The following is a 10175-nucleotide window of genomic DNA, read 5'->3' as shown; positions in this document are numbered from 1 at the left end:
ATCGTCGGAGTGTCGAAATCGAGTGGGAGACCGATGAACGTGACCGACCTCGTTGACGCAAGGGAGCAGGCCACCCCGCCACCGGAGGTCGATTCCGCGGCGACATCGGGCGCGCGGGTAGGTTCCCTGCTTCGCCCGTTCGCAGGCAAGTTCGCCGTCGTCGTGGCCCTGCAGGTCATCGGCGCGCTCGCGGGCCTCGCGCCGCTGCTCGCGGTCGTCGAGATCGGACGCGGCCTGCTGGCGTCGGGGCCGGTGGACCGCGACCACATCTGGACCGTCGTGATCATCGGCGCGGTCGGCCTGCTGGTCCGGCTGGTGTTCACGTCCGCGTCGTTCGGGCTCGGCCACTATGTCGACGGCGCGGTGCAACTCGGCTTCCGCCGGATGCTGGCCGCCCAGTTGGGCCGCGTCCCGATCGGCTGGTTCTCCCGCCGCCGCAGCGGCGAGCTGGCGAAAGTCGTGGGAGACGACGTCTCCGCCGTCCATCCGTTCATCGCCCACGCGCCCGGCGAACTCGTCGCGGCGTTCGTGGTGCCGCTGGCGTCGCTGATCTACCTGCTCTCGATCGACTGGCGGCTCACGCTGATCACGCTGATTCCCGTGCTGCTCGCGATGCTGATGGTCCCGTTCTTCATGCTGCCCGCCCGCACCCAGGAGCAGAAGGACTTCGACGCGGCGATGGGCCGCATCGCCAGTTCGGTCGTCGAATTCGTGCAGGGAATCTCCGTGGTGAAGGCGTTCGGCGGAGCCGAGCGCGCCCACCAGAAGTTCCTGCGGGCCGCCGACGACTTCGTCGACATCTTCTCCAAGTGGGTGCGCGGCATGTCCGTGGTGGCCGCGGCGATGCAGCTGTGGCTCTCGCCGCCGTTCGTGCTGCTGGTGGTGCTGATCGGTGGCACCTCGCTGATCACCGGTGGCGATCTGCCCGCGGCCGACCTGCTGCCGTTCCTGCTGCTCGGCCTGGGCCTGACCGCGCCGATCGCGGCGCTCGGCCACGGCTTCGACGACATGCAGACCGCCGGCCGCGCGGTCGGGCGCATCAAGGAGGTGCTCGACGTCGAACCGCTGCCCGAGCCGGAGAACCCGGTGGTTGCGCGGGGGCACCGGGTGGAGCTGCGGGATGTCCGGTTCGGCTACGAGGACGACCAGGAGGTGCTGCGCGGAATCGACCTGACCCTGGAACCGGGCACGGTCACCGCGCTCGTCGGCCCTTCGGGCAGCGGCAAGTCCACGCTGGTCCAACTTCTGCCGCGATTCTTCGACCCGACGCACGGCTGCGTCATGCTCGGCGGCGTCGACCTGCGCGAGCTCGGCTCCCGCGAGCTCTACGGGACGGTCTCGTTCGTCTTCCAGGACGTCCGGCTGCTGCGGGCCTCGGTCGCCGAGAACATCGCCCTCGCGGTGCCCAAGGCCGACCACGACGACATCGTCCGGGTGGCCAGGCTGGCCAACATCCACGACCGGACGCTCGAACTGCCGCGAGGCTACGACTCGATCATCGGTGAGGACGTCAAGCTGTCCGGCGGTGAGGCGCAGCGCATCTCGATCGCCCGTGCGCTGCTCGCCGACGCGCCCGTCCTGGTTCTCGACGAGGCGACCGCCTTCATCGACCCGCAGACCGAACACGCGGTGCGCCAGGCGCTGACCGCGCGCGGCACCGACCGCACGGTGCTGGTCATCGCGCACCGGCTCGAGACCATCGCCCACGCCGACACCGTGGTGATGCTGGAGGACGGCGCCATCGTCGAGCGCGGCTCGCCCGAGGACCTGCTGGCCCGCGGCGGGAAGTTCGCGGCGTTCTGGCAGGCGCAGCAGTCGGCTGTCGCCCAGGTCGAGCCCAGCGGCGCCGCGGTGCCAGGAGAGGAAACCCGATGATCGGATTGCTGCTGCGCGTGCTCGGGAACGAGTACGCCAAACCGATGCGCCGCACGGTCGCCCTCATGACGGTCACCGCGATCGTCGAGGGTCTGCTCTACGCGCTGCTGGTCCCCGTGCTGCACAAGCTGTTCGGGGCCAACCCCGCGGACGCCTGGCCCTACCTGCTCGGCTTCGCGGGCGCGGTCGCGGTCTACGCGGTGCTGCGCTACCTCAGCGACGTGTCCGGCATGCGGGTCGGCACCTCGATGCTGCGCGGGATGTACTACAAGCTCGGCGACCACCTGGCCCGCCTGCCGCTGGGCTGGTACGACGCCACCCGGGTCGGCGACGTGTCCACAATGGCCAGCAAGGGTCTGCTCGCCGCCCTCGGTGTCGCCGCGCACCTGCTGTCGCCGTTCATCTCGGCGATGGTGACCCCGCTGACGATCGTCGCCGTGATGATCGCCTACGACTGGCGGCTGGGTCTGGCCGCGCTGGCCGCGGCGCCGCTCGTCGCGGTGATCCAGAAGTGGACCGCGCGCTCGTCCGCCGCTGTCGACGCCGAGCGCCACGAGCGGGACAACGAGGCCGCGGGCCGCGTCATCGAGTTCATCCAGGCGCAGCCGGTGCTGCGCGCGGGTGGCCGGACCGGTGAGCGCTTCGGGCTGCTGGACGACGCCCTGCGGGACGTGGAGCGCACGTCGCGCCGCGGTGTCGGCGCGGTGCTGCCGGGCGCGGTCAGCCTGACCGTCACGGTGCAGACCGTCTTCACGCTGCTTCTGGTCCTGGGCACGTATCTCGGGCTCGGCGGCGACATCGGCGTCGCCGAGCTCCTGAGCATCCTGGTGCTGGCCGCCCGCTGCGCCGACCCGCTGCTGTCGCTGTCGGACATCGGCGGCAAACTGCGCGGCGCGCGAGTCGAACTGGAGCGCCTCGACACCGTGCTGCGCACCGCGCCGCTGCCCGAGCCCGCCGAACCGGTGCGCCCGGACAGCCACGGTGTCGAGTTCGATTCCATCACCTTCAAGCACGGCGACCGCGTGGTGTTCGACGACGTCTCGCTGACTGTCCCGGTGGGGCAGCGGCTCGCGGTCGTCGGCCCGTCGGGCGCGGGCAAGAGCACGCTGCTCCAACTCCTGGCGCGCTTCTACGACGTGGACGCGGGCGCGGTGCGCATCGGCGGGGTGGACGTGCGCTCGATGGACACCGAAGATCTGATGTCGCGGATCGCCATCGTGTTCCAGGACGTCTACCTCTTCGACGGCACCATCGAGCAGAACGTGCGGCTCGGCAGGCCCGACGCCACGGACGCCGAGGTGCGGGCGGCGGCGAGCGCCGCCCGGCTCGACGAGGTGATCGACCGGCTGCCCGAAGGGTGGTCCGCCGACGTCGGCGAGGGCGGCGCCCGGCTCTCCGGTGGTGAACGCCAGCGCGTGTCGATTGCCCGCGCCCTGCTCAAGGACGCGCCGATCGTCCTGCTCGACGAGGTGACCTCGTCGCTGGACCCGGTCAACGAGGCGGCCGTGCACGAGGGGATCGAGCGGCTGATGGCGGGACGCACCGTGGTGACCGTCGCCCACCGCATGCGCACGGTGCGCCGTGCCGACCGTGTCGTGTTCCTCGACGGCGGCAAGATCGTCGAGGAAGGCAGCCACGACGAGTTGCTGCTCCAGGGTGGCCGCTACGCGGACTTCTGGAACATCTCCACGGCGTCCACAGCGAGCGGGTGAGTGCCATGACGAGCGGTTCCCCGGTGTGGGACGGGCGGGCGGGCGCGTTTCGCCCGCTCGCGGCCCGCCCGTACGCGCGGGCGCGAGTGGTGTTGTTCCCGCACGGCGGCGGCAGTGCGAGCTACTACAAGCCCTGGACCGCGGCGGTGCCGTGGGACCTCGAGTTCGTGGCCGTGCAGTATCCGGGCCGCGAGGACCGGTTCCACGAGCCGCTGCCGTCGACCATCCGGGACCTCGCCGCGGTGCTGGCGCGCGACCTGCCGTTCGGGCGGCCGCTGCCGACAGTCCTCTTCGGACACAGCATGGGCGCGCTCGCCGCGTTCGAGGTCGCCCGCCGCATGACGGTCATGGGAGTCGCCCCGGCTCGCCTGGTGGCCTCGGGGCATCCCGCCCCGGCGCTCGCCCGGCCGGGCACCGTGCACCTCGGTGACGACGACGAACTGATCGAGGAACTGCGCCGCACCGAGGCGACGAACCTCGACGTCCTGGACAACGAGGCGCTCATCAAGACGTACCTGCCGATCATCAGGAACGACTACCGCCTGAGTGAGACCTACACGATGGCGCCCGGGGCGCGCCTGGACGCGGCGGTGTCGGTGTTCCACGGCGACCGGGACGCCGAGATCGACGAGCGGGAGGCCCAGGGCTGGGCCGACGTCACCGACGGCTCGTTCGACGTCACTGTCTTCGAGGGTGGTCACTTCTACCTCGACCACCACCGCGACCAGGTGATCGGTCTGGTGACGGCCCACGCGCGCGCCGCGGCGGCCCGCGCCTCGGCGGTCCCGTGGCCGTCGGCGCCCTGACCTGACTCCTTCCACTCCGAGCTCCCATACCAAGACGAGAGCAGAGACACCGTGACCATCGATTCCACCGCCCAGCCACGCCTCGATGTCAAGATGAGCCCCCGGGACCTGATCAACATCGGTATCTTCGCAGCGCTCTACCTCGCGACGGTGGGGGTGCTCAACGCGCTCGAGTTCATCGGTCCACTTGCGACACTGGTGTCGATCGTGGTCAGCATCATCGCGGGCGGCGTGCCGTTCATGCTGTTCCTCACCCGGGTGAAGCACGCGGGCATGGTGACCGTGTTCGCGGTGATCGTCAACGCGTTCATGCTCCTGATCGGCAGCCCGGCGATCGCCCTGGTCCTCGGCGTGCTGCTGGCGCTCGTCGCCGAAGCGCTGCTGTGGCTTGGCCGGTACCGGTCGCGCAAACTCAGCGTGGTGGCCTACGCGGTGTTCAGCATGTGGTTCGCCGGGCTGTTCCTGCCGATGTTCTACGCGCGTGAGGACTACTTGTCCGGCGAGTACATGCAGTCGATGGGCCAGGAGTACCGCGACGCGCTGGACGCGTTCCTGTCGCCGGGCGTGCTGGCCGCCTTCGACCTGTCGACGTTCCTCTTCGGCCTGATCGGCGGCGTGTTGGGGCTGCGCCTGCTGGACAAGCACTTCCGCAAGGCGGGCATCGCGTGACGGTGGCCCGGTCGCACACGGAGCGGGCCGTGCCGCACCACGTCGGGTTGCCCGCGGCGGCCGGGACACCCGGGCGCTGGACGATGGACCCGCGCACCGCGGTCGCGCTGCTGCTGGCCGCGAGCATCACCATCATGGCGCCCGGCGGGCTGTGGTTCGTGCCCGCGGCGCTGGTTGTCGGGGTGCTGCTCGCGGTGACCGAGCGGGCCTGGCGGCGGGCGGTCGTGATCCCGGTGGCCGCCCTCGCCGCCGCCGCGGCGAACTACCTGCTTCCGTTGGCGGCTCCCTGGCCGGTCCTGGGCATCGTGGCGATCACGGCCGGGTTCGTGCTGCGCCTGATCGCCATCGGCGGTATCGCCGCGCACCTGGCCCGCACCGTCTCGCCGACCAGGCTCACCGCCGCGCTGCGGGCGGCGCGGGTGCCGTCGGCGTTCACCGTGTCCGGCGCGGTGCTCCTGCGGTTCATGCCGACCATCATCGCCGAGACGGCGGCGGTGTGGGACGCCATGCGGCTGCGCGGACTCGGTGGCGTCGGCGGGATGCTACGCCACCCCCTCCTGGCGATCGAGTACTTCACCGTGCCGCTGATGGCGTCGAGCCTGCGGTCGGCCGAGGACCTGTCCGCCTCGGCGCTGTTGCGCGGCCTGGGTGCGCGCAAGCGTCCGACGGCCATGCACCCACCGCGATTCGGCCGCGCCGACCTGGCCGTCGTGGCCGTGGTAGCCGTGCTCATCGCCACGACCGTGGTGTGGAGGGGCGCGCTGTGATCGAGTTGACGGGCGTCCGGTGGACCTACCAGGGCGGTGACGTGGCCGTGCTCGACGGGCTCGACCTGCGCGTCGAGCGGGGCGAGACCGTGGTCCTGTGCGGGCCGAGCGGATCGGGCAAGAGCTCCGCGCTGCGCCTGATGAACGGCCTGATTCCCTTGTTCCACGAGGGAAAGCTGGAAGGCGAGGTCCGTGTCGACGGTGCGCCGATCACCGACCTCGCCCTGGTCGGACAGGTGACCGGGACCGTGCTGCAGCACCCGCGCCGCCAGTTCTTCACCGACGCCATCGACACCGAACTCGCGTTCGCGCTGGAGAACTTCGGCGCCCCGTCCGAGCGGATCCGCCGTCGGGTGGCCGAGGTGACCGCCGAGTTCGGGCTCGACGAGCTCACCGGCAGGCTGCGGGAGCTGTCGGGCGGCCAGCAGCAGCGGGTGGCGTGCGCGGCGGCGATCACGCACGGTCCGCCCATCCTGCTCTTCGACGAGCCGACGTCCAACCTGTCCGCGCGGGCCGTGGACGACTTCACCAGGGTCCTGAGCCACCTGCGGGACCTGGGGATGACCCTGGTCATCGCGGAACACCGCCTGCACTACCTGCGTGATCTCGCCGACCGGATCGTCATCCTGCACGGCGGCCGGGTCACCAGGCAGTGGACCCGGCCGGAGATCGCGAAGCTGACCGACGAGACGATGCGCGCGGAGGGACTGCGCGGCCTGCGGGCCCCGGTGCGGGCCGCGGTCGCCACGGCGGCGGCGCGCGGTCCCAGCATCGAGACCGCCGACGCCGGACCGACCGACGCGGTCGCGGGGGCGGACTCGGGTGTGGCGCTGCGCGGCGTCCAGTGCGGCTTCCGCGGCCGCCGCGTCCTCGACATCGAGGAGGCGCACCTGCCCGCGGGCCGGATCACCGCGGTCACCGGTCCCAACGGCGCGGGCAAGAGCACCCTGGCCCGGGTTCTCGCGGGCCTGCAGCGCCACCGCGGCAACGTGCTGCTCGACGGCCGGGCCCGCTCGCGCGCGCAACGCCAGCGGGAGACCGCGATCGTCATGCAGGACGTGCAGCGGCAGTTGTTCACCGACAGCGTCGACGCCGAACTGCGCCTCGGCATGACCCCCGAGCAGGCCGACCACGCCGCGAGGGTGCTCGCCGACCTCGACCTCGACCACTGCGGGGACCGGCACCCGCTGTCGCTGTCGGGCGGCCAACAGCAGCGCCTTGTCGTCGCCACGGCCCGGCTGAGCGGGCGCCGGGTCGTCATCTTCGACGAGCCCAGTTCGGGTGTCGACCGCCGCCACCTGCGGTCGATGACGCGGACGATGCGCGATGTCGCGACCGGCGGTGCGGTCGTCGTGCTGATCAGCCACGACGCCGACTTGCTCGACCTCGCCGCGGATCAGGAACTACGCCTGCGCCCGCTGTCGTGACCGGAATTTCACCCGTGCGGATAAGTGTGCTCGTGTTTCTTCGCCGGTAAACGATGTGCGCTTCGCGACGCAGTTCGAAATAGTCGAATCGAGGGCGCCACGCGCGGGTGTATCCAGGTAGACCCGGTTGGGTCGGGTGGATGTGAGAAACCCACGCGGACCTGGGTGGAACGAATATTGTCCCGCCGAGTTGGCGCTGGATAACATGACGATGGCAATAAATGTGCGATTTGTTGTCGGGCGAAATCCATTTACGGGGAATGGGGTTGTGCGTATGTGCGGGATCGCGGGCTGGGTGGCGTTCGACGCCGACCTGACGCGCCGGGGTGACGCGCTCGATGCGATGACCGAGACGATGGCGTGCCGCGGCCCGGACGCGCGTGGCACCTACCTGCGCACGCACGTCGGACTCGGCCACCGCAGGCTCGCCGTCATCGACCTGCCGGGTGGCGCGCAGCCGATGACCGTCACCACCCCGGTGGGCGAGGTCGCCATGGTCTACTCCGGTGAGTCCTACAACTTCCAGGAGCTGCGCGACCGCCTGAAGGGCAAGGGGCACACGTTCCGGACCGACAGCGACACCGAGGTCGTCCTGCGCGCCTACCTTGAGTGGGGCGAGAGCGTCGTCGACCACCTCGACGGCATGTACGCCTTCGCGATCTGGGACGGGCGCGACCAGAAGCTGGTCCTGGTCCGCGACCGCATGGGCGTCAAGCCGCTGTTCTACTACCCGACCCCCGACGGCGTGCTGTTCGGCTCCGAGCCGAAGGCGATCCTGGCCAACCCAGGGGTGCGCAAGGTTGTCGACACAGCAGGCCTTCGGGAGCTGTTCGCCCAGACCAAGGCGCCGGGCTGGGCCCTGTACAAGGGGATGCGGGAGATACTCCCCGGCACCCTGATCACCGTGGACCGCGGCGGGGTGAAGGAGCGCACCTACTGGCGGCTGCGCGCGCAGGAGCACACCGACAGCCGCGAGGACACCGTCGCCCGCGTGCGCGACCTGCTCACCGGCGTCGTCGAACGGCAGATGATCTCCGATGTGCCCCGCTGCGTGCTGCTCTCGGGCGGGTTGGACTCCAGCGCGATCACCGCTCTCGCCGCCGACCGGCTGGCCGTCAAAGGCGAGCGGGTGCGGTCGTTCTCGGTCGACTTCCTCGGCCAGGAGGAGAACTTCGTCCCCGACGAGATGCGCGACACGCCCGACTCGCCGTTCGTCCGCGACGTGGCGCGCCACGTGAACTCCGAGCACCACAACGTGATGCTCGACCCGGCCGACCTCTCCGACCCCGCGGTGCGGCGTGCGGCGGTCGCCGCCCGCGACATCCCCAACGGGTTCGGTGACCTCGACAACTCGCTGTACCTGCTGTTCAAGGCGATCCGCGAGCACTCGACGGTGGCGCTTTCGGGTGAGTCCGCCGATGAGGTGTTCGGCGGCTACCCGTGGTTCTTCCACGAGCAGGTGCTGCGTTCCGGCACTTTCCCGTGGATGACGGTGATCCCGCCGCTGAGCCTCGCCGGCCGCACCGACCACGTCGAGCCGGGGCTGCGCGAGCGGTTGGACGTGGCGACCTACACCGCCGACCAGTACTCCGCCGCGGTCGCCGAGGTGGAACCGCTCGACGGCGAGTCCGAGTTCGACCGGCTTATGCGGATCACCTGCCACTTGCACCTGACCCGGTTCGTCCGGTCGCTGCTCGACCGCAAGGACCGGTTGTCGATGGCGGTCGGGCTTGAGGTGCGCGTTCCGTTCTGCAACCACGAACTCGTCGAGTACGTCTACAACACGCCGTGGGCGATGAAGACCTTCGACGGCAGGGAGAAGAGCCTGCTGCGGCACGCCGCGGCGCCCGTGTTGCCGCGCTCGGTGGTGGACCGCGTCAAAAGCCCGTACCCGTCGCCGCAGAACCCCGGCTACGCGGCACGACTGCAGGAGCAGGTGAGGGAACTGCTCGCCGAGCCCGGCGCACCGCTGTTCGCGATCATCGACAGCGGTTGGGCCAAGCAGACCGCTGAGGCGGACCCGGCCGGGATGTCGCTCGCGGTGCGCGGTGGGCTGGAGCGGGTGCTCGACGTCGCCGCCTGGCTGGACCTGCACTCACCCGAACTCGACCTGGACTGACCGGAAAACGACGCGCGGACGGTGATCAGGCCCGGAACCGGGGCCGGATCACCGTCCGCGCCGTTCAGCCTGTGGTGTCACGGGCCTCGGCGGTGGCCTGAGCGAGTAGTCCGTCGACGAAGGCGCGAACGCCCTGGACGTAGGTGTCCTGCGCCGCGAGGACGGCCCACCGGCCGCCGATGGCGGCCAGGTGCGGTGTGCGGGACGGGTCGAGGTCGACCAGGCCCGGGTCGGTGAACGCGGGCCGTTCGACCTTTTCGTGTTTGCGTGAGGAGTGGGCGCGGACCAGGACCTCGCCGACGGTGTAATACCAGAGGTCGCGGAAGAGGTGGACCGCCCGCTCCGGCGAGCACCCGTGGTCGATGGCGCCCGCCACGATGGCCTCGACCAGCCACAGCGCGGAATCGCCCAGCCTGCCGATGAATCCGTCCGTGGTCAGCACGTCCGCGGCCCACGGCCAGGCTGTCAGGGCGTCGCGGATCGTGATGGCCGCGGCGATGATGCGTTCCCGGGGTTCGCTGGGCAGCGTCGGCTGCGGGAGTTGGGCCGCGTACTCGGACATCAACAGCAGGAGCAGGTCCTCCTTGTCCCTGACGTGGCGGTACAGCGTCGTCCCGCCGATGCCGAGCTCGCCTGCCAGTGCGCGGATGGTCACCTTCTCCCAGCCGTGGCGGTCGATCAGCTTGCGGGCCGCGGTCAGGATCTCCGCACGGGAGGTGACCGGCGGTCTGCCGGTGCGGCCGGTCTTCGCGTTGGGGCTTGGCACCGTCCCATCATCTATTTCCGCCGTGCGGCCCGCA

8 protein-coding genes are annotated in these 10175 nt (G+C 70.7%); 7 read left to right on the top strand and 1 reads right to left on the bottom strand.

Features of this window, described 5'->3' with window-relative positions; all coding sequences use genetic code 11:
- Positions 1–33: 33 nt before the first annotated feature.
- The 7 genes from GPZ80_RS10025 (at position 34) to asnB (ending at position 9375) form a co-directional block, all read left to right on the top strand.
- Positions 34–1875 (top strand): ABC transporter ATP-binding protein, encoded by a 1842-nt coding sequence (locus GPZ80_RS10025; protein WP_187220021.1) that lies wholly within the window; start codon positions 34–36, stop codon positions 1873–1875.
- Positions 1872–3587 carry an ABC transporter ATP-binding protein gene (locus tag GPZ80_RS10020; protein WP_187220020.1) on the top strand — a complete coding sequence of 572 codons (1716 nt, stop codon included), beginning with the start codon at positions 1872–1874 and terminating at the stop codon, positions 3585–3587. The genes GPZ80_RS10025 and GPZ80_RS10020 overlap by 4 nt, the downstream gene beginning before the upstream one ends.
- A 5-nt stretch (positions 3588–3592) precedes the next feature.
- The gene (locus tag GPZ80_RS10015) at positions 3593–4393 is read left to right on the top strand and encodes a thioesterase II family protein (protein WP_187220019.1); all 801 of its coding nucleotides are present in this window, start codon (positions 3593–3595) and stop codon (positions 4391–4393) included.
- Between the two features lie 51 nt (positions 4394–4444).
- On the top strand, positions 4445–5062 hold the full coding sequence (locus GPZ80_RS10010) for an MptD family putative ECF transporter S component (RefSeq protein ID WP_222719110.1): 618 nt from the start codon (positions 4445–4447) through the stop codon (positions 5060–5062).
- The gene (locus GPZ80_RS10005) at positions 5059–5829 is read left to right on the top strand and encodes an energy-coupling factor transporter transmembrane component T family protein (protein WP_222719109.1); all 771 of its coding nucleotides are present in this window, start codon (positions 5059–5061) and stop codon (positions 5827–5829) included. Before GPZ80_RS10010 ends, GPZ80_RS10005 begins: the two co-directional genes overlap by 4 nt.
- Positions 5826–7256 carry an ABC transporter ATP-binding protein gene (locus GPZ80_RS10000; RefSeq protein WP_187220018.1) on the top strand — a complete coding sequence of 477 codons (1431 nt, stop codon included), beginning with the start codon at positions 5826–5828 and terminating at the stop codon, positions 7254–7256. Before GPZ80_RS10005 ends, GPZ80_RS10000 begins: the two co-directional genes overlap by 4 nt.
- Positions 7257–7530: 274 nt before the next feature.
- Positions 7531–9375 (top strand): asparagine synthase (glutamine-hydrolyzing), encoded by a 1845-nt coding sequence (asnB, locus tag GPZ80_RS09995; protein ID WP_187220017.1) that lies wholly within the window; start codon positions 7531–7533, stop codon positions 9373–9375.
- A gap of 64 nt (positions 9376–9439) precedes the next feature.
- On the opposite strand, the gene GPZ80_RS09990 is transcribed toward asnB, so the two are convergent.
- The gene (locus tag GPZ80_RS09990; RefSeq protein WP_312880230.1) at positions 9440–10141 is read right to left on the bottom strand and encodes a TetR/AcrR family transcriptional regulator; all 702 of its coding nucleotides are present in this window, start codon (positions 10139–10141) and stop codon (positions 9440–9442) included.
- Positions 10142–10175: the final 34 nt, after the last annotated feature.

The sequence above is a fragment of the Actinokineospora xionganensis genome, from assembly GCF_014323725.1.
Lineage (GTDB): Bacteria > Actinomycetota > Actinomycetes > Mycobacteriales > Pseudonocardiaceae > Actinokineospora > Actinokineospora xionganensis.
The sequence above is the reverse complement of the archived record's forward strand: the minus strand, read 5'-3'. Positions and strand labels throughout refer to the sequence as shown.

Excerpts from the sequence above, each read along its gene's own strand:
- GPZ80_RS10025 (WP_187220021.1), top strand. The coding sequence starts at position 34 with ATGAACGTGACCGACCTCGTTGACGCAAGGGAGCAGGCCACCCCGCCA.
- GPZ80_RS10020 (WP_187220020.1), top strand. The coding sequence starts at position 1,872 with ATGATCGGATTGCTGCTGCGCGTGCTCGGGAACGAGTACGCCAAACCG.
- GPZ80_RS10015 (WP_187220019.1), top strand. The coding sequence starts at position 3,593 with ATGACGAGCGGTTCCCCGGTGTGGGACGGGCGGGCGGGCGCGTTTCGC.
- asnB (WP_187220017.1), top strand. The coding sequence starts at position 7,531 with ATGTGCGGGATCGCGGGCTGGGTGGCGTTCGACGCCGACCTGACGCGC.